Annotated in this window: 17 protein-coding genes; 12 read left to right on the top strand and 5 right to left on the bottom strand. The window is 51.1% G+C overall.

The features are described from left to right. Positions 1–81 precede the first annotated feature (81 nt). Entirely contained in the window at positions 82–348 is a 267-nt protein-coding gene (locus tag E0D98_RS00200) for a DUF333 domain-containing protein (RefSeq protein ID WP_001295715.1), read from the top strand. Here the strand turns inward: E0D98_RS00200 and hslJ are convergent. Together hslJ and ldhA are read right to left on the bottom strand one after the other, a co-directional pair. Continuing rightward, positions 345–767, bottom strand: a complete 423-nt coding sequence (gene hslJ / locus E0D98_RS00195; RefSeq protein WP_001299385.1) for a heat shock protein HslJ — start codon at positions 765–767, stop codon at positions 345–347. The two genes, E0D98_RS00200 and hslJ, sit on opposite strands and share 4 nt — an antisense overlap. A gap of 110 nt (positions 768–877) precedes the next feature. After that, a complete protein-coding gene (gene ldhA / locus E0D98_RS00190) occupies positions 878–1,867 on the bottom strand; it encodes a D-lactate dehydrogenase (RefSeq protein WP_000762229.1) in 990 nt (329 codons plus the stop codon). A gap of 207 nt (positions 1,868–2,074) precedes the next feature. On the opposite strand from ldhA, the gene E0D98_RS00185 reads away from it, so the two are divergent. From E0D98_RS00185 to E0D98_RS00175, 3 genes are read left to right on the top strand one after another with little or no spacing between them, the layout of a single operon-like run. Next, complete coding sequence (locus E0D98_RS00185; RefSeq protein ID WP_050877151.1) at positions 2,075–4,714, top strand: YdbH family protein; 2,640 nt, start codon at positions 2,075–2,077, stop codon at positions 4,712–4,714. Continuing rightward, positions 4,711–4,896: a YnbE family lipoprotein gene (locus E0D98_RS00180; protein ID WP_000698141.1), complete on the top strand. Its 186-nt coding sequence runs from the start codon at positions 4,711–4,713 to the stop codon at positions 4,894–4,896. The genes E0D98_RS00185 and E0D98_RS00180 overlap by 4 nt, the downstream gene beginning before the upstream one ends. Positions 4,897–4,900: 4 nt before the next feature. Then, positions 4,901–5,230 (top strand): YdbL family protein, encoded by a 330-nt coding sequence (locus tag E0D98_RS00175; RefSeq protein WP_001325798.1) that lies wholly within the window; start codon positions 4,901–4,903, stop codon positions 5,228–5,230. A 171-nt stretch (positions 5,231–5,401) separates the two neighbouring features. Here E0D98_RS00175 and feaR read toward each other — a convergent pair whose 3' ends face one another. After that, positions 5,402–6,307, bottom strand: coding sequence for a transcriptional regulator FeaR (gene feaR, locus E0D98_RS00170; RefSeq protein WP_001067519.1), 906 nt, complete (start codon positions 6,305–6,307; stop codon positions 5,402–5,404). Positions 6,308–6,542: 235 nt separating this feature from the next. Between feaR and feaB the strand changes: the two genes are divergently transcribed. Beyond that, positions 6,543–8,042, top strand: coding sequence for a phenylacetaldehyde dehydrogenase (gene feaB, locus E0D98_RS00165; RefSeq protein ID WP_000138615.1), 1,500 nt, complete (start codon positions 6,543–6,545; stop codon positions 8,040–8,042). Positions 8,043–8,099: 57 nt separating this feature from the next. Here the strand turns inward: feaB and tynA are convergent, their stop codons facing one another. Together tynA and paaZ are read right to left on the bottom strand one after the other, a co-directional pair. Next, complete coding sequence (tynA, locus tag E0D98_RS00160; protein WP_000535440.1) at positions 8,100–10,373, bottom strand: primary-amine oxidase; 2,274 nt, start codon at positions 10,371–10,373, stop codon at positions 8,100–8,102. A gap of 247 nt (positions 10,374–10,620) precedes the next feature. Further along, on the bottom strand, positions 10,621–12,666 hold the full coding sequence (gene paaZ / locus E0D98_RS00155) for a phenylacetic acid degradation bifunctional protein PaaZ (RefSeq protein ID WP_001186491.1): 2,046 nt from the start codon (positions 12,664–12,666) through the stop codon (positions 10,621–10,623). A 284-nt stretch (positions 12,667–12,950) separates the two neighbouring features. Between paaZ and paaA the strand changes: the two genes are divergently transcribed. Genes paaA through paaG form a run of 7 tightly spaced genes read left to right on the top strand, consistent with a single transcriptional unit; the run spans position 12,951 to position 18,076 of the window. Beyond that, positions 12,951–13,880, top strand: a complete 930-nt coding sequence (gene paaA / locus E0D98_RS00150) for a 1,2-phenylacetyl-CoA epoxidase subunit PaaA (protein WP_000191067.1) — start codon at positions 12,951–12,953, stop codon at positions 13,878–13,880. Between the two features lie 11 nt (positions 13,881–13,891). Continuing rightward, on the top strand, positions 13,892–14,179 hold the full coding sequence (gene paaB / locus E0D98_RS00145; RefSeq protein ID WP_047086932.1) for a 1,2-phenylacetyl-CoA epoxidase subunit PaaB: 288 nt from the start codon (positions 13,892–13,894) through the stop codon (positions 14,177–14,179). 8 nt (positions 14,180–14,187) lie between these two features. After that, positions 14,188–14,934: a 1,2-phenylacetyl-CoA epoxidase subunit PaaC gene (paaC, locus tag E0D98_RS00140; RefSeq protein WP_001072831.1), complete on the top strand. Its 747-nt coding sequence runs from the start codon at positions 14,188–14,190 to the stop codon at positions 14,932–14,934. A 14-nt stretch (positions 14,935–14,948) separates the two neighbouring features. Next, a complete protein-coding gene (gene paaD / locus E0D98_RS00135; RefSeq protein WP_001189197.1) occupies positions 14,949–15,446 on the top strand; it encodes a 1,2-phenylacetyl-CoA epoxidase subunit PaaD in 498 nt (165 codons plus the stop codon). Between the two features lie 7 nt (positions 15,447–15,453). Continuing rightward, positions 15,454–16,524, top strand: coding sequence for a 1,2-phenylacetyl-CoA epoxidase subunit PaaE (paaE, locus tag E0D98_RS00130; protein ID WP_000206364.1), 1,071 nt, complete (start codon positions 15,454–15,456; stop codon positions 16,522–16,524). Further along, positions 16,521–17,288, top strand: a complete 768-nt coding sequence (gene paaF / locus E0D98_RS00125; protein WP_001292341.1) for a 2,3-dehydroadipyl-CoA hydratase PaaF — start codon at positions 16,521–16,523, stop codon at positions 17,286–17,288. The genes paaE and paaF overlap by 4 nt, the downstream gene beginning before the upstream one ends. Then, the gene (gene paaG / locus E0D98_RS00120) at positions 17,288–18,076 is read left to right on the top strand and encodes a 2-(1,2-epoxy-1,2-dihydrophenyl)acetyl-CoA isomerase PaaG (protein ID WP_000969780.1); all 789 of its coding nucleotides are present in this window, start codon (positions 17,288–17,290) and stop codon (positions 18,074–18,076) included. The genes paaF and paaG overlap by 1 nt, the downstream gene beginning before the upstream one ends.

Here is an 18,076-nt window from a genome sequence, read left to right as displayed (position 1 = left end):
AGGACAGCTCTCGACGTCGCCCTCTGTGCTGCCTATTATTTATGGCGGTGTCGTTTGGCTTGAAGATCAGAGGAAGAAAAGATGCGAGCAGCGTTTTGGGTAGGGTGTGCCGCTTTATTGTTGTCGGCGTGTAGTAGTGAACCTGTTCAGCAGGCGACTGCGGCGCACGTAGCGCCAGGTTTAAAAGCGTCGATGTCCAGTAGTGGAGAAGCAAATTGTGCAATGATCGGCGGTTCGCTTTCTGTTGCCCGTCAACTGGATGGTACGGCGATTGGGATGTGTGCATTACCCAACGGCAAACGCTGTAGTGAACAGTCACTTGCCGCCGGGAGCTGTGGCAGCTATTAATTCATTAAATCCGCCAGCTTATAAGTTAATGTCTGTTTCGCGGTCGCCAGCGTTAACTGGTTCGCGGTCAGATCCACTTGTGCACCTTCTTTCAGCATTTCGCTAATGGTGTTATCGAGTTCATTAAGCTGCGGGTTAGCGCACATCATACGGGTCATTGCCAGCCCTTTGGCTGTCAGTTCACCATTAGACAGTTTGCCTTCACCGCTAAAGCGGTTACACATGCTGCCGGAAATCATCATTTTTTCACCAAAGCTGATTTCTGGCGGATTTTTATCGTTGGTCACGGGCTTACCGTTTACGCTTTCCAGCACAAAACGATGATGCTGTAACTGTTCTGGCGTTACAGCAATTTTGTCATTACTTACACATCCCGCCATCAGCAGGCTTAGCGCAACGAGCGCGGCTACTTTCTTCATTGTGGTTCTCAATTACAGTTTCTGACTCAGGGCTATTTTAAGAATAGAGGATGAAAGGTCATTGGGGATTATCTGAATCAGCTCCCCTGGAATGCAGGGGAGCGGCAAGATTAAACCAGTTCGTTCGGGCAGGTTTCGCCTTTTTCCAGATTGCTTAAGTTTTGCAGCGTAGTCTGAGAAATACTGGTCAGAGCTTCTGCTGTCAGGAATGCCTGGTGCCCGGTAAATAGCACGTTGTGGCAGGCAGACAGGCGACGGAATACGTCATCCTGAATTACGTCGTTGGATTTATCTTCAAAGAATAGATCGCGTTCGTTCTCATACACGTCCATACCCAACGAACCAATTTTCTGATTTTTCAGCGCTTCAATTGCTGCCTGAGAATCAATCAATGCACCGCGACTGGTATTGACGATCATCACGCCATTTTTCATCTGATCGAAGGCGGCTTCGTTCAACAGATGGTAGTTTTCCGGTGTCAGCGGGCAGTGCAGAGAGATAACGTCTGATTCAGAGAACAGGGTTGGCAGATCGACATACTCCACACCGAGTTCCAGCGCCGCTGCACTTGGATACGGATCGAACGCCAGCAGACGCATACCAAAACCTTTCAGAATGCGCAGCATCGCCACACCGATTTTACCGGTACCGATAACGCCTGCCGTTTTGCCATACATAGTAAAGCCGGTCAGACCTTCCAGAGAGAAGTTAGCGTCACGGGTACGCTGATACGCGCGGTGAATACGGCGGTTCAGCGTCATCATCATACCGATGGCGTGTTCAGCAACGGCCTCTGGATCATAGGCTGGAACACGGACTACTTTCAGCCCCAGTTCTTTTGCCGCGTCAAGGTCGACGTTATTGAAACCGGCACAGCGCAGGGCGATATATTTAACGCCGTGCTTTTTCAGCTCTTCCAGCACCGGGCGGCTGCCGTCATCGTTTACGAAAATACATACCGCTTCGCAGCCATTGGCAGTTTTAGCGGTTTTTTCCGTCAGCAGAAAGTCAAAAAATTCCAGCTCAAAGCCAAAGGACTCGTTCACCTGTTGCAGGTACTTCTTGTCGTACTGTTTTGTGCTATAAACGGCGAGTTTCATAAGACTTTCTCCAGTGATGTTGAATCACATTTAAGCTACTAAAAATATTTTACAAAATTTCAAATATAATTGAAAGCTATGGCGATATTGAAAAATTCATCAACAACTATGCTTAGTGTAGGCGCAACCTTCAACTGAACGGTTAAACATGCCACAATACCCGTATTGAATGCTTAATTTTTCGCTAAATCAGGATATTAACTACCCATGCTGGGTAAATATAAAGCCGTTCTCGCGCTGTTATTACTGATTATTCTTGTGCCGTTGACGCTGCTGATGACGCTCGGGCTGTGGGTTCCCACGCTGGCGGGCATCTGGCTACCGCTCGGGACACGTATTGCATTAGATGAAAGCCCACGCATTACGCGTAAAGGTTTAATCATTCCCGATCTCCGTTATCTGGTGGGAGATTGTCAGCTTGCGCATATCACCAACGCCAGCCTTTCACATCCCAGCCGCTGGTTATTGAACGTCGGCATGGTAGAACTTGATTCTGCTTGTCTGGCGAAATTGCCGCAGACGGAGCAATCGCCAGCTGCTCCAAAAACCCTCGCGCAGTGGCAGTCCATGCTGCCTAACACCTGGATCAATATCGATAAACTGATTTTTTCTCCCTGGCAGGAATGGCAGGGAAAACTCTCTCTCGCATTAACCTCTGATATCCAGCAACTGCGTTATCAGGGCGAAAAAGTTAAATTTCAAGGCCAGCTGAAAGGGCAACAACTTACAGTCAGCGAACTGGATGTCGTCGCGTTTGAAAATCAGCCGCCGGTTAAACTGGTGGGGGAATTTACTATGCCGCTCGTGCCGGATGGACTTCCTGTAAGTGGGCATGCTACTGCGACGTTAAACTTGCCGCAGGAACCGTCACTGGTGGATGCAGAGCTGGACTGGCAGGAAAATAGCGGGCAATTGATTGTGCTGGCACGGGATAACGGCGATCCGTTGCTCGATTTGCCGTGGCAAATTACTCGTCAACAATTGACCGTAAGCGATGGTCGCTGGAGTTGGCCGTATGCAGGTTTTCCTTTGAGTGGCCGACTGGGTGTCAAAGTCGACAACTGGCAGGCAGGGCTTGAGAACGCTCTGATCAGCGGACGACTGAGTGTGCTGACCCAGGGGCAAGCGGGTAAAGGCAACGCGGTGCTAAATTTTGGCCCAGGAAAATTAAGCATGGATAACAGTCAGCTGCCTCTGCAGCTGACCGGTGAAGCGAAACAGGCGGACCTCATTTTATATGCCCGTTTACCTGCGCAGCTAAGTGGAAGTCTGTCTGACCCAACGCTGACCTTTGAGCCAGGCGCGTTACTTCGTTCAAAGGGAAGAGTCATCGATTCGCTGGACATCGATGAAATCCGCTGGCCTTTAGCGGGTGTAAAAGTCACCCAACGTGGTGTTGACGGACGTTTGCAGGCCATTTTGCAGGCGCATGAAAATGAACTGGGCGATTTCGTGCTGCATATGGATGGGCTGGCGAATGATTTTCTCCCTGACGCGGGCCGCTGGCAGTGGCGCTACTGGGGAAAAGGCAGTTTTACACCGATGAATGCCACCTGGGATGTCGCAGGAAAAGGTGAATGGCATGACAGCACGATTACGCTGACCGACCTCTCCACCGGTTTCGACCAGTTACAATACGGTACGATGACGGTAGAAAAGCCGCGATTAATTCTCGACAAGCCCGTCGTCTGGGTACGTGACGCACAGCATCCCTCCTTCAGCGGCGCGCTGTCACTGGACGCCGGGCAAACGCTGTTCACTGGCGGCAGTGTGTTACCGCCATCAACCTTAAAATTTAGCGTCGATGGGCGCGATCCGACGTATTTCCTCTTTAAAGGCGATTTACATGCTGGTGAGATTGGCCCGGTTCGGGTAAATGGTCGCTGGGACGGTATTCGTCTGCGCGGTAACGCCTGGTGGCCAAAACAATCACTGACTGTATTCCAGCCGCTGGTGCCACCCGACTGGAAGATGAACTTACGCGATGGTGAACTGTATGCTCAGGTTGCATTTTCTGCTGCGCCTGAACAAGGATTCCGCGCGGGAGGACACGGCGTGTTGAAAGGCGGTAGTGCCTGGATGCCAGATAATCAGGTTAACGGTGTCGATTTTGTCCTGCCTTTCCGTTTTGCCGATGGAGCCTGGCATCTGGGGACTCGCGGCCCCGTTACGTTGCGAATTGCCGAAGTGATTAATCTGGTGACAGCGAAAAATATTACGGCTGATTTGCAAGGGCGTTATCCGTGGACTGAAGAAGAACCCTTGCTGTTGACTGATGTTAGCGTCGATGTGTTAGGCGGTAACGTACTGATGAAACAATTACGTATGCCGCAACATGACCCGGCGCTGTTGCGGCTGAATAATCTCTCATCCAGCGAACTGGTTAGCGCCGTCAATCCGAAACAATTCGCCATGTCCGGGGCATTTAGTGGTGCATTGCCGTTATGGCTAAACAACGAAAAATGGATAGTGAAAGATGGTTGGCTGGCAAATAGCGGGCCAATGACCTTGCGGCTGGATAAAGACACCGCAGATGCGGTGGTGAAAGACAATATGACTGCGGGTTCAGCAATTAACTGGTTGCGCTATATGGAAATTAGCCGGTCATCGACAAAAATTAACTTAGATAATCTCGGTTTATTAACCATGCAGGCCAACATTACAGGTACCAGTCGCGTTGATGGTAAAAGCGGTACGGTAAAACTTAATTACTATCATGAAGAGAATATTTTTACGCTGTGGCGCAGTTTACGCTTTGGCGATAATCTCCAGGCATGGTTGGAGCAGAACGCACGTCTGCCGGGAAATGACTGTCCGCAAGGAAAAGAGTGTGAGGAAAAACAATGAAAATTTTACTGGCTGCGTTGACGTCATCTTTTATGCTGGCTGCCTGTACGCCGCGTATTGAAGTCGCTGCGCCCAAGGAACCGATCACTATCAATATGAACGTTAAAATTGAGCATGAGATCATCATCAAGGCAGACAAAGATGTCGAAGAGCTGCTTGAAACTCGTAGCGATCTTTTCTGAGGCGATGATGAAGAAAACATTACTTCTTTGTGCGTTTCTTGTTGGGCTGGTAAGCAGCAATGTAATGGCATTGACTCTGGATGAAGCCAGAACTCAGGGGCGGGTAGGTGAAACATTTTATGGTTATCTGGTTGCGCTGAAAACGGATGCTGAAACAGAGAAATTAGTAACCGACATTAATGCCGAACGTAAAGCGAGTTACCAACAACTGGCAAAGCAAAATAATGTGTCTGTAGATGATATCGCGAAACTCGCCGGGCAAAAGCTCGTAGCTCGGGCCAAACCGGGGGAATATGTACAAGGGATAAACGGTAAATGGGTGCGAAAATTTTAATAGCAAAACCGCAATATCGGGATAACGCTACAGGAGAAAGCGATTGATCTATTTTCCTGAAACAAGGTGAATATTCAAAAACTCCTGTCAAATTGCCTTTCGCCCTGAAAAATGCATAGTCAAATATCTGTTTTAACTAATTGGCGTTGCAGTACACACAACGCCAATTAGTTAGCGGAATTTACGTCGATACTCGCCTGGCGTCATCCCAAAGCGTTGCTTAAATACCGTTGAAAAATGACTCTGGTCAGAAAATCCCCAATGAAAGCCGATGCCTGCCAGTTTTTCATCATCTGCGGCATGGCGAATCGCATCTGCACAAAAATCGAGACGACGGTTACGAATATATTGCGCGACTACCAAACCTTTATCGGCAAACATTCGGTACAAACTACGTACTGACATACCTGTCTCTCCGGCTATCCACTCCGGGCGTAATATCTCTTCGCGAATATTATCGTCTATCAACGTAACCACTTTTTGAAACTGACGTTCACGACGAGGTTGAACAGATTCCCGCTGATGAAGTACCGGGCGCAGCAGACACACCATCGCCTGTAGCGCAGCTTCACTTTCTGTTTCAGAAAGTGCCGGATTATTCATGCTCTCCTGTAACAGGCGATGACTGAGTTGCACCATGGGTAAGTCAGCGTCCAGTCTTTCTGCGCAGACAGGTTTTTGATGGGGAAAATATTGTTCCAGCAGAGTGCGTGGCAAAAGTAATGAAATCTGTTTAGAAGACTCCTGCCAGTAAAGCGAACAGGGGCGTGAGGCATCGAGTAACGTAATATCGCCAGCGCCAATCTGCACCTGACGCTCATCCTGCTCCATTATTGCCTGACCACTAAGCTGAAAAACGGTGTAAAACCAGGCATCGTCGCTGCCTTTTACTTCCTGCCAGGTGCGGGATAAATTCACCCCGCTGGTTGTCACGGTACTCAGCTTTAGTCCTTTGGCAAAATGCGTGTCCAGTACACCCGTGTAACGCTCAGTCAGCAGGCGTCCGGTAAAATTTCCGCATACCTGATTGATTTGGGAAAGCCATTGCTGAAACTCATTATCCACTGCGGGGTTCATGGCACGTTTTCGCTCTGTGAAATGTATTTTTATTGTTGCATTTGTGTTGCAGTAAACGAAGCTAATGAGCCTGACTATAGGAAATAAGTCTTCTCAGGCATAGAGACATAAGCGGTTATTGTCACGATTTGCGGAGCTTGTCACAGCTGACAAAGCGAATGTCACAGCGAAAAAAGTGACTTTTCTTGTCGCTGCGTACACTGAAATCACACTGGGTAAATAATAAGGAAAAGTGATGACAGAGCCGCATGTAGCAGTATTAAGCCAGGTCCAACAGTTTCTCGATCGTCAACACGGTCTTTATATTGATGGTCGTCCAGGCCCCGCACAAAGTGAAAAACGATTGGCGATCTTTGATCCGGCCACCGGGCAAGAAATTGCGTCTACTGCTGATGCCAACGAAGCGGATGTAGATAACGCAGTCATGTCTGCCTGGCGGGCCTTTGTCTCGCGTCGCTGGGCCGGGCGATTACCCGCAGAGCGTGAACGTATTCTGCTACGTTTTGCCGATCTGGTGGAACAGCACAGTGAGGAGCTGGCGCAACTGGAAACCCTGGAGCAAGGCAAGTCAATTGCCATTTCCCGTGCTTTTGAAGTGGGCTGTACGCTGAACTGGATGCGTTATACCGCCGGGTTAACGACCAAAATCGCGGGTAAAACGCTGGACTTGTCGATTCCCTTACCCCAGGGGGCGCGTTATCAGGCCTGGACGCGTAAAGAGCCGGTTGGCGTAGTGGCGGGAATTGTGCCATGGAACTTTCCGTTGATGATTGGTATGTGGAAGGTGATGCCAGCACTGGCAGCAGGCTGTTCAATCGTGATTAAGCCTTCGGAAACCACGCCACTGACGATGTTGCGCGTGGCGGAACTGGCCAGCGAGGCTGGTATCCCTGATGGCGTTTTTAATGTCGTCACCGGGTCAGGTGCTGTATGCGGCGCGGCCCTGACGTCACATCCTCATGTTGCGAAAATCAGTTTTACCGGTTCAACCGCGACGGGAAAAGGTATTGCCAGAACTGCTGCTGATCACTTAACGCGTGTAACGCTGGAACTGGGCGGTAAAAACCCGGCAATTGTATTAAAAGATGCTGATCCGCAATGGGTTATTGAAGGCTTGATGACCGGAAGCTTCCTGAATCAAGGGCAAGTATGCGCCGCCAGTTCGCGAATTTATATTGAAGCGCCGTTGTTTGACACGCTGGTTAGTGGATTTGAGCAGGCGGTAAAATCGTTGCAAGTGGGACCGGGGATGTCACCTGTTGCACAGATTAACCCTTTGGTTTCTCGTGCGCACTGCGACAAAGTGTGTTCATTCCTCGACGATGCGCAGGCACAGCAAGCAGAGCTGATTCGCGGGTCGAATGGACCAGCCGGAGAGGGGTATTATGTTGCGCCAACGCTGGTGGTAAATCCCGATGCTAAATTGCGCTTAACTCGTGAAGAGGTGTTTGGTCCGGTGGTAAACCTGGTGCGAGTAGCGGATGGAGAAGAGGCGTTACAACTGGCAAACGACACGGAATATGGCTTAACTGCCAGTGTCTGGACGCAAAATCTCTCCCAGGCTCTGGAATATAGCGATCGCTTACAGGCAGGGACGGTGTGGGTAAACAGCCATACCTTAATTGACGCTAACTTACCGTTTGGTGGGATGAAGCAGTCAGGAACGGGCCGTGATTTTGGCCCCGACTGGCTGGACGGTTGGTGTGAAACTAAGTCGGTGTGTGTACGGTATTAATCTGGTTCGCTCATAAGTAAAAAACGGCACCTGGTGCCGTTTTTTTGTCTGAAACAATCACTTATCTTTCTTCAGCGCCCCTAGCGTTGGCGTTTCGTCAAAGAAGTTCCATGGTTTAAGCAGAGTATGTACCCATTCGGTCGGCATAATCGGCCACTCTTCGGCGCGGGCCACATGTGTGGTGCCGGTGGTCATCCAGACAACGGCGTCGGTGTTGTCCAGCGACTCGTTATCTTTACTGTATTGTCCAAGACCGGTGTCATGAGTAGAACGGTTCGGATATTTGCCTTCCGGGAAACGCTCGCCAGGATGATAACGCGTTACCCAAAGCTGCTTGTCCATAAAGCTTAAACGATGATAGATCCACTCGTCCGGCGCGAACTGGGCACCTTTTGCTACCGGGTGAGTACCACCTGCATAAGGAATAATTTGATAGGAAACTGGATTGCCCATGCGGTTCTCTTTGTTCGGGTTACTCAACAGACGAATCGTGCCCGGATCAAACTTCTGCGCGGCATCCTGTTCATTGCCGATGTTGTACTGATTAACTTGCATGGTACTGGTGCGTGGGCCACCGGCAGTATTCGGTTTTACCACCGGGTCCATCGCCACCAGGCTGTTATTCTCGCCATCTACATCCAGATCGAGGCGGAAATTATAAATATGTTGGTGTGTAGTACCCACGATATTGTGATCGATAAGCGTGCCGTAGCGCGTGTCATCTTTCGCCGTCTCATCGTGCATGGTTTTCGCTTTAACACCTTTCACCGCTTCGATGCCCGTAGCACCGGCATCAATGCCAATAGTGCCGTTTTCATGGAAGATCCAGTCAAAAATGTAGTCATAGTTACCCACTGTACTGATCCAGCGCACCACCAACTCCCGGCGTTCGGTACTGACGTTGGGCTGGCCCATTTCCTGATGCTTATACTCCGGCCCGGCATAACGTTCAAATACCGCGATAGCACGAGGGATCTCCATCGGTACGCCAGTGTAGTCGGCGATGGTTTCATTCAGGAGCACTGCGTTAGAGGGTGCATCTTTGCCACGTGCAATTGGCGAGGTTAGCGTGCCCATACCGTAGTCACCAGAGTCCAGATACGCTTTAAAGTACCAGCCAATATCAGGATCACCGTAAGGCACAATCATGCCGCCGAGAGAACCTTCGTACATGACTTTGCGTTTGGTGCCATTGTCGTTATAAGTCACGGTGGAGATCATAGGTCCGACGCGCGAGTTCATGCTGAGGTGAAAATCCCAGTTCCGCCAGTGAATCATATCGCCAGTAATGGTGTAATTTTTACCTTCAGGCTCAATGATTTGCATAGGCTTAACTGCCGGAGCAACGCGGTCACGGCCATCAAATGGGCGTGCGGTCATTGGCACCGGAACTACCGCACCTTCTTCAATCTTAACGATTTTTTTCTGTTCTAAATCAACGACCGCCACCAGGTTTTCGATGGGATGTGCCCAGTAGTTGCCATCACCGACATCAAGATAGCTGATGACTTTGAGCAACCGGGCATCTTGTTTCAGGCCATCTTTACCATCGAAATAACCTACGGTCAGCGGCGTGGTAATCACTTTCTTCGCATCAGTAATACCGCGCTTCTTCACGGCAGCGGCAAATTCTTCACTGTTGTTAATAATGTTCTGCACACTGGCGAAATCATCCAGCAACACCATACCGTGGGCGTCTTTAATGGGTTGCCAGGAGAGCAGTTTGTTGTTTTGCAGATCCACCACCGCTTCGATGATATGTTTGCCGTCGAGCATAATGACGTCGGCTTTGCGTGGCTGGTCAACCGGTTTGTTTTCCAGCGCAAACGCCCAGACAGCTTCTTTATCTGGCGGTAGCAGGGAGATCTCAGTAAAACGGGTATTGGGTTTGAAGTCCGCGGAAGCTTTAACAATTTCAACGGCCTGTTTAATTTCGTCCGCAGTTAGCGCATTAAGTGGGTGAGGGCGCTTTTCTACCTGAAAGGTTTGATCCAGCCCGGACTGGAAAACATCGTTAATAAAGGTGTCAGAAACCCAGGCTTTATTGTCTTTCATCACTACCGGTACTTGCAGTGCCAGAGACTGACCATTAACAATTGCTGTTTGCGCACCAGGCTTCACTTTCACGTACGCGCCATCTTTAATCAGGGTAAAGATCTGGGCGTAGTCGTCCCACTGCACATCGGCACCAAATTCTTTAAGCGTTTTATCCATTGGCACCATATGCGCTTCACCACCGTGGGCAAATACCGGCGCTTGCCAGGCGAAACTTAAGGCGACTGCCAACGCCAGGGCTGTTTTACGGGCAGAATACAGAGAGGGGCTTCCCATTATTAACCTCGTCAGATGTTGTGTTCTTGTTAGCAACCGCGCTCTGTGGGCGGTTTAGTCAGGTTCACATTATCAGTACTGATGTAAAGGGGATTGCCTGCACCTGCCAGGTTGTTTGGCAGGTGTGCCAGCTTTTCATACAGTGGGTGCCCTGAAAATACAGATACACATCATGCATAACGTGACAACGTCACAAAATTTGGTGAAATAAAAGGGCAACTATTCGCCGTTGCCCTTCATTCACCGATTAATCGACAAAATCACCGTGCTGCCTGGCCACCAGCGTCAGAATTGAATACAGCGCCACCGGGGTTTGATGCTGATTGAATACCTCTACCGCCCATTCCACCACACCTGTTGGTTTTTCTTCTGCGCTACGCTGTTTTTTCAGCGTCTTGCGCTTACAGGTGAGACGCACCTGGATGGTATCGCCTGGCTTTACGGGTTCGATAAAGCGCAAGTTTTCCAGCCCATAATTAGCAATGACCGGACCGACACCGGCATCGACAAACAGACCCGCAGCCGCAGAAAGCACAAAATACCCATGCACCACACGCTCACCGAAAATAGATTCGGCAGCAGCAATCTTATCCATATGCGCATAGAAATGATCGCCGCTGAGGCAAGCAAAGTTAACAATATCGGCCTCTGTCATTGTGCGGCGGGGAGTCAACAGGCTGTCGCCTGGTTGCAGCTCCTCAAAATATTTGCGGAACGGATGAATACGATCTTCTTCGACTTTCGCACCGCGCACCCACTGTTTACTGATAGCGGCAAGCATCGTCGGACTACCCTGAACAGCGGTTCGCTGCATGTAATGTTTCACCGCTCGTAAACCACCTAATTCTTCACCGCCTCCTGCGCGACCAGGCCCACCATGTAACAGTTGTGGCAGTGGGGAGCCATGCCCGGTGGATTCTTTTGCCGATTCCTCATTGAGGATCTGAATTCGCCCATGCGTACGTGCCGCGTCGGTAATAAACTGACGCGCAATTTGCGGATCAGCCGTCACCAGCGTTCCCGCAAGGCTACCGCCGCCTGCACAAGCCAGTTGCAGAGCATGTCGCTGGTTTTGTGCTGGCATCAGCGTTGCGACAGGGCCAAAGGCTTCTGTTGCATGTACCGCCGGTGTTTCATCCGGCTGCGGACAGTACAATAAGGTTGGCGGGAAGAAGGCACCCGCAGCAGATAAATCCGCCTGACCACCGAGGCGAATCTCGCATCCTGCAGCCAGCAATATGTTCACTTTTTCCTGCACATCGGCACGCTGCTCAGCATTTACCAGTGCGCCCATTTTCACGCCTTCCTGAGCAGGATCACCGACCACGACTTTCTGTAATCGCGCAACCAGAACATCACTGACAGCATTAACCAATGCCTGCGGCACAATAATCCGCCGGATTGCCGTACATTTTTGCCCGGCTTTTGTGGTCATCTCACGCACAACTTCACGAATAAACAGCGCAAACTCCGGTTGATCCGGGGTGACATCTTCGCCCAGTACGCAGCAGTTCAGGGAATCAGCTTCCATAGTGAAGGGGATAGATTTGGCGACGATATTTGGCTGAACTCGCAGCATCTGTCCGGTCGCCGCTGACCCCGTGAAAGTCACCACATCCTGGCTGTCCAGATGATCCAAAAGGTCGCCCGCACTACCGCAGATCAGACTAATTGCGCCTTCGGGAACAAGACCACTATCGACAATTGATTTCACCATCGCCTGAGTCAGTTGGGCCGTCGCGGTAGCTGGTTTGATGATGGCTGGCATTCCGCCCAGCCACGTTGGTGCCAGCTTTTCCAGCATTCCCCAGCAGGGGAAGTTAAAGGCGTTAATATGCACTGCCACGCCTGACTTTGAGGTCAGTACATGGCGCGCGGCAAATCCACCTTCTTTCGATAAGGGGATCAATTCATCTTCCGGCCACAGCGTATCGTCAGGCAGCTCCCGGCTACCGAGGCTGGCGTAAGTAAATAACGTCCCAATGCCACCTTCAATATCAACCCAACTGTCTGCCCGCGTTGCGCCTGTTTGCGCAGAAAGAGCATAGAAGCGCTCTTTTTCACTCAGCAGATGTTTAGCGACCGCTTTAAGCATCGCCGCACGTTCGATAAAGGTCATAGCGCGAAGGGCGGGGGCACCTTTTTCAATGGCAAACTGGCGGGCAGCCGCCATATCAAGACCTTCACTGGTCACTTCCCATAACGCCTCGCCGCTAATAGCGTGGTGAATCAAACGGCTACGGCCCCGGCCAGACTGCCAGGTACCGGATAAGAAACTGGCTAACTGCTGCATCGCTACTCTCCAGATGTTTCACATTTCTGTTGCTAATAGTTAAATCGCGAATCATAAAAAGCAAGGGTTCTTTTAACGAAATGTTAACTATGCGATCTGTATAGCAACTGCGGAAAACATTAATGCACTGATAAATAATGATTTATAAAAATAGGGTGCGAAATCCGTCACAGTTCAAGCATACAAAATTTGTGATTTTAGTTAACCATTGTGTAACTTTCACAAAACAATGTGATTCGTGTTTTTAATTAATTCACGAAAACTGGAATCGTAAAGGTGATGACGTGACCCAAGAAGAACGCTTTGAGCAACGGATAGCCCAGGAAACGGCTATCGAGCCACAGGACTGGATGCCCGATGCTTACCGAAAGACACTGATCCGCCAGATTGGGCAGCATGCGCACTCCGAGATTGTTGGTATGTTGCCTGAAGGTAACTGGATCACTCGCGCACCAACCTTGCGGCGTAAAGCCATTCTGTTGGCCAAAGTGCAGGATGAAGCCGGTCATGGTCTGTATCTCTATAGCGCCGCCGAAACACTGGGCTGTGCCAGAGAAGACATCTACCAAAAAATGCTCGACGGACGGATGAAATATTCCTCCATCTTTAATTATCCGACATTGAGTTGGGCTGATATCGGCGTTATCGGCTGGCTGGTGGATGGCGCAGCGATCGTCAATCAGGTGGCGTTATGTCGCACTTCTTATGGCCCGTATGCCAGAGCAATGGTGAAAATCTGCAAAGAAGAGAGTTTTCACCAGCGTCAGGGGTTTGAAGCCTGCATGGCACTCGCGCAGGGCAGCGAAGCTCAAAAGCAGATGTTGCAAGACGCCATTAACCGTTTCTGGTGGCCAGCCTTAATGATGTTCGGGCCAAACGATGATAACTCGCCAAACAGCGCCAGAAGTCTCGCCTGGAAAATCAAACGTTTCACCAACGACGAACTCCGCCAGCGTTTCGTGGATAACACCATTCCACAGGTTGAAATGCTCGGTATGACCGTTCCTGACCCGGATCTGCATTTTGACACTGAAAGCGGTCACTACCGCTTTGGTGAGATCGACTGGCAGGAGTTTAACGAAGTAATTAACGGTCGCGGAATTTGTAATCAGGAGAGGCTCGACGCCAAACGTAAAGCCTGGGAAGAAGGTACCTGGGTACGGGAAGCAGCGCTGGCCCATGCACAAAAACAACTTGCCCGTAAGGTCGCATAAGGAGATTCAAAATGAGTAATGTTTACTGGCCGTTATACGAAGTTTTCGTGCGTGGCAAACAGGGCTTATCACACCGCCATGTTGGCAGTTTACATGCTGCCGATGAGCGGATGGCACTGGAAAATGCCCGTGATACTTACACCCGTCGTAGCGAAGGATGTTCAATTTGGGTGGTGAAGGCGAGTGAAATTGTTGCCTCGCAACCGGAAGAACGCGGTGAATTTTTTGATCCGGCTGAAAGCAAGGTCTATCGCCATCCAACGTTTTACACCATCCCTGATGGCATTGAGCACATGTGAGGTCGGAAATGAATCAGTTAACGGCTTACACCTTGCGCCTGGGCGATAACTGTCTGGTGCTCTCCCAGCGGTTGGGGGAATGGTGCGGTCACGCACCGGAACTGGAAATCGATCTCGCACTGGCAAACATTGGCCTCGATTTATTAGGTCAGGCACGTAACTTCTTATCGTATGCCGCTGAATTAGCGGGAGAAGGTGATGAAGATACCCTGGCCTTCACCCGAGACGAGCGCCAGTTCAGCAACTTATTGTTGGTTGAACAACCAAACGGCAATTTTGCCGACACCATTGCACGCCAGTATTTCATCGATGCATGGCATGTGGCGCTCTTTACCCGTCTGATGGAAAGCCGTGATCCGCAACTGGCGGCGATTTCTGCCAAAGCAATTAAAGAAGCGCGTTATCACCTGCGTTTTAGTCGTGGCTGGCTGGAGCGACTGGGCAATGGTACTGACGTATCAGGGCAAAAGATGCAGCAGGCCATCGACAAGTTGTGGCGTTTTACTGCCGAACTGTTCGATGCCGACGAGATTGATATTGCACTGAGTGAAGAGGGTATTGCGGTTGATCCACGCACTTTACGCGCAGCGTGGGAAGCCGAAGTTTTTGCCGGAATCAACGAAGCCACATTGAACGTACCGCAAGAGCAGGCGTATCGCACTGGCGGTAAAAAAGGACTGCATACCGAACACCTTGGACCCATGCTGGCAGAAATGCAGTATCTCCAGCGTGTCTTGCCCGGTCAGCAATGGTAACAGAGGAGATGGGTATGCAACGTCTGGCCACCATTGCACCGCCACAGGTTCATGAGATATGGGCGCTACTCAGCCAGATCCCGGACCCGGAGATCCCGGTGCTGACCATTACCGATTTAGGCATGGTGCGTAATGTGACACAGATGGGAGAAGGATGGGTGATCGGCTTTACGCCGACTTATTCCGGTTGTCCGGCAACGGAACATTTGATTGGCGCGATACGTGAGGCAATGACAACCCACGGGTTTACCCCCGTTCAGGTTGTGCTGCAACTCGACCCGGCATGGACCACCGACTGGATGACCCCCGATGCCCGTGAGCGTCTGCGACAGTATGGCATTAGCCCGCCCGCCGGACACAGTTGCCATGCCCATTTGCCGCCAGAAGTACGTTGCCCGCGCTGCGCCAGCGTCCATACCACACTTATCAGTGAATTTGGTTCCACGGCCTGCAAAGCATTGTATCGCTGCGATAGTTGCCGCGAACCTTTCGATTATTTCAAATGTATTTGAGGATGCCATGACAACGTTTCATTCCTTAACGGTGGCAAAAGTGGAGCCGGAAACCCGTGATGCGGTGACCATTACCTTTGCGGTGCCCCAGCCTTTGCAGGAGGCGTATCGCTTTCGCCCCGGTCAACATTTGACCTTAAAAGCCAGCTTTGATGGTGAAGAATTACGCCGTTGTTACTCCATTTGCCGCAGCTATCTGCCTGGCGAAATTAGTGTGGCGGTGAAAGCCATTGAAGGCGGACGTTTCTCCCGCTATGCCCGCGAACACATCCGCCAGGGTATGACGCTGGAGGTCATGGTGCCGCAGGGGCATTTCGGCTATCAGCCACAGGCCGAACGCCAGGGCCGCTATCTGGCTATTGCAGCAGGATCAGGTATTACGCCAATGCTGGCGATTATCGCCACCACTTTACAAACCGAGCCTGAAAGTCAGTTCACCCTGATCTACGGTAACCGTACCAGCCAGAGCATGATGTTTCGCCAGGCACTGGCAGACCTGAAAGACAAATATCCTCAGCGTTTACAGTTGTTGTGCATTTTCAGTCAGGAAACCCTCGACAGCGATCTGCTTCACGGGCGTATTGACGGTGAAAAATTACAGTCACTTGGGGCCTCGCTCATTAATTTTCGTCTTTATGATGAGGCATTTATTTGTGGTCCGGCGGCGATGATGGATGAGACGGAAGCCGCCTTAAAAGCACTGGGAATGCCAGATAAAACCATTCATCTGGAGCGGTTTAATACGCCTGGCACGCGCGTCAAACGTAGCGTTAACGTGCAAAGTGACGGACAAAAAGTGACTGTACGTCAGGATGGGCGGGATCGGGAAATCGTGCTTAATGCCGACGATGAAAGCATTCTCGATGCGGCATTGCGCCAGGGGGCTGATCTGCCCTATGCCTGCAAAGGCGGCGTCTGTGCGACCTGCAAATGCAAAGTGCTGCGTGGCAAAGTGGCGATGGAAACCAATTACAGTCTGGAACCGGATGAACTGGCCGCAGGCTATGTGTTGAGTTGCCAGGCACTGCCGCTGACCAGCGATGTGGTGGTTGACTTTGACGCGAAGGGGATGGCATGAGCGAACTGATCGTCAGCCGTCAGCAACAAGTATTGTTGCTGACCCTTAACCGTCCCGCCGCACGTAATGCGCTAAATAATGCCCTTCTGACGCAACTGGTAAATGAACTGGAAGCTGCGGCTACCGATAGCAGCATTTCGGTCTGTGTGATTACCGGTAATGCACGCTTTTTTGCCGCTGGGGCCGATCTCAACGAAATGGCAGAAAAAGATCTCGCGGCCACCTTAAACGATACACGCCCGCAGCTATGGGCGCGATTGCAGGCCTTCAACAAACCTCTCATCGCAGCCGTCAACGGTTACGCGCTTGGTGCGGGTTGCGAACTGGCATTGTTGTGCGATGTGGTGGTTGCCGGAGAGAACGCGCGTTTTGGTTTGCCGGAAATCACTCTCGGCATCATGCCAGGCGCAGGAGGAACGCAACGTTTAATCCGTAGTGTCGGTAAATCGTTAGCCAGCAAAATGGTGCTGAGCGGAGAAAGTATCACCGCTCAGCAAGCACAGCAGGCCGGGCTGGTTAGCGACGTCTTCCCCAGCGATTTAACCCTCGAATACGCCTTACAGCTGGCGTCGAAAATGGCACGTCACTCGCCGCTGGCCTTACAAGCGGCAAAGCAAGCGCTGCGCCAGTCGCAGGAAGTGGCTTTGCAAGCCGGACTTGCCCAGGAGCGACAGTTATTCACCTTGCTGGCGGCAACAGAAGATCGTCATGAAGGCATCTCCGCTTTCTTGCAAAAACGCACGCCCGACTTTAAAGGACGCTAATGATGGAATTCATCCTCAGTCATGTAGAAAAGGGCGTGATGACACTAACGCTCAACCGCCCGGAACGCCTGAACAGTTTTAATGATGAGATGCACGCACAACTGGCAGAGTGCCTGAAACAGGTCGAGCGCGACGACACTATCCGTTGCCTGTTACTTACAGGTGCCGGGCGCGGATTTTGTGCTGGTCAGGATCTTAACGATCGTAACGTTGATCCCACAGGCCCCGCACCGGATTTAGGGATGTCAGTTGAACGTTTCTATAACCCACTGGTACGTCGCCTGGCAAAACTGCCAAAACCGGTGATCTGTGCAGTCAATGGCGTGGCGGCAGGGGCTGGCGCAACACTGGCACTGGGATGCGACATCGTTATTGCTGCCCGTTCAGCAAAATTCGTCATGGCGTTTAGTAAGTTAGGTTTAGTACCCGATTGCGGTGGAACCTGGTTACTGCCACGCGTTGCTGGGCGAGCGCGCGCCATGGGGCTGGCACTGCTGGGGAATCAACTGAGTGCTGAACAGGCGCACGAATGGGGGATGATCTGGCAGGTTGTTGATGATGAAACGCTGGCAGATACCGCGCAACAGCTGGCACGGCATCTGGCGACACAACCGACATTTGGTCTTGGACTTATCAAGCAAGCGATAAATAGCGCTGAAACCAATACGCTCGATACGCAACTGGATCTGGAACGTGACTATCAGCGACTTGCCGGACGGAGCGCAGATTATCGTGAAGGTGTCAGTGCGTTCCTGGCTAAACGCTCACCGCAGTTCACGGGGAAATAG

The sequence above is a fragment of the Escherichia sp. KCJ4928 genome, assembly GCF_004352695.1.
Classification (GTDB): Bacteria; Pseudomonadota; Gammaproteobacteria; order Enterobacterales; family Enterobacteriaceae; genus ECMA0423.
The sequence above is the reverse complement of the archived record's forward strand: the minus strand, read 5'-3'. Positions and strand labels throughout refer to the sequence as shown.

Bases quoted from the DNA above. Each gene is read 5' to 3' on its own strand.
- E0D98_RS00175 (WP_001325798.1), top strand. From the start codon at position 4,901: ATGATGAAGAAAACATTACTTCTTTGTGCGTTTCTTGTTGGGCTGGTA.
- paaC (WP_001072831.1), top strand. From the start codon at position 14,188: ATGAATCAGTTAACGGCTTACACCTTGCGCCTGGGCGATAACTGTCTG.
- paaF (WP_001292341.1), top strand. From the start codon at position 16,521: ATGAGCGAACTGATCGTCAGCCGTCAGCAACAAGTATTGTTGCTGACC.
- feaB (WP_000138615.1), top strand. From the start codon at position 6,543: ATGACAGAGCCGCATGTAGCAGTATTAAGCCAGGTCCAACAGTTTCTC.
- feaR (WP_001067519.1), bottom strand. From the start codon at position 6,307: ATGAACCCCGCAGTGGATAATGAGTTTCAGCAATGGCTTTCCCAAATC.
- hslJ (WP_001299385.1), bottom strand. From the start codon at position 767: ATGAAGAAAGTAGCCGCGCTCGTTGCGCTAAGCCTGCTGATGGCGGGA.
- ldhA (WP_000762229.1), bottom strand. From the start codon at position 1,867: ATGAAACTCGCCGTTTATAGCACAAAACAGTACGACAAGAAGTACCTG.
- paaZ (WP_001186491.1), bottom strand. From the start codon at position 12,666: ATGCAGCAGTTAGCCAGTTTCTTATCCGGTACCTGGCAGTCTGGCCGG.
- E0D98_RS00185 (WP_050877151.1), top strand. From the start codon at position 2,075: ATGCTGGGTAAATATAAAGCCGTTCTCGCGCTGTTATTACTGATTATT.
- paaE (WP_000206364.1), top strand. From the start codon at position 15,454: ATGACAACGTTTCATTCCTTAACGGTGGCAAAAGTGGAGCCGGAAACC.
- paaB (WP_047086932.1), top strand. From the start codon at position 13,892: ATGAGTAATGTTTACTGGCCGTTATACGAAGTTTTCGTGCGTGGCAAA.
- E0D98_RS00200 (WP_001295715.1), top strand. From the start codon at position 82: ATGCGAGCAGCGTTTTGGGTAGGGTGTGCCGCTTTATTGTTGTCGGCG.
- tynA (WP_000535440.1), bottom strand. From the start codon at position 10,373: ATGGGAAGCCCCTCTCTGTATTCTGCCCGTAAAACAGCCCTGGCGTTG.
- E0D98_RS00180 (WP_000698141.1), top strand. From the start codon at position 4,711: ATGAAAATTTTACTGGCTGCGTTGACGTCATCTTTTATGCTGGCTGCC.
- paaG (WP_000969780.1), top strand. From the start codon at position 17,288: ATGATGGAATTCATCCTCAGTCATGTAGAAAAGGGCGTGATGACACTA.
- paaD (WP_001189197.1), top strand. From the start codon at position 14,949: ATGCAACGTCTGGCCACCATTGCACCGCCACAGGTTCATGAGATATGG.